The organism is Kitasatospora phosalacinea (assembly GCF_000717185.1).
GTDB lineage: Bacteria > Actinomycetota > Actinomycetes > Streptomycetales > Streptomycetaceae > Kitasatospora > Kitasatospora phosalacinea_A.
In genome coordinates, this window is record NZ_JNYE01000272.1 from 1 (window position 1) to 576 (window position 576).

General features: G+C 71.5%; 1 protein-coding gene. It reads left to right on the forward strand.

Annotated features, from left to right (window positions below):
* On the forward strand, positions 1-576 hold a 576-nt coding region (locus OO57_RS37975; protein ID WP_033257486.1), incomplete at both ends, for a hypothetical protein.

Consider the following 576-nt stretch of genomic DNA (forward strand, 5'->3'; position numbering starts at 1 on the left):
CCGGCCGGGGTGGTCGACGACCTCACCTACACCTACGACGGTTCGGGCAACCCGCTCTCGGTCACCGACAAGCAGTCCGAGACCGGCAGCACCGTCACCGACACCCAGTGCTACCGGTACGACGCGCTCAACCGCCTCACCCAGGCGTGGACCGCGACCGCCGCCTGCCCGGCCGCCGGCACCGACCCGACCGCCGCCACCGTGGCCTCCGGGGCGACCGCCTACTGGCAGACCTTCGCCTACGACTCCCTCGGCAACCGGACCTCCTCCACCGAGCACGCGGTCAACGGCCAGAGCGGCGACACCACCACCACCTACACCAACGGCTGCACCGGCAACGCCACCCAGTGCCCCAACGGGCCGCAGCCGCACACCCTGACCCGCACCAGCACCACCGGCCCGGGCGGCACCACCAGCACCGACTTCACCTCCAACCAGATCGGAGCGACCACCAACCGCACCCCCAGCAGCGGCACCGGACAGGTCCTCACCTGGACCCCCGAGGGCCGGGTGGACACCATCACCCAGGGCAGCGCCGTCACCAAGTACGTCTACGACGCGGACGGCAACCTGCTC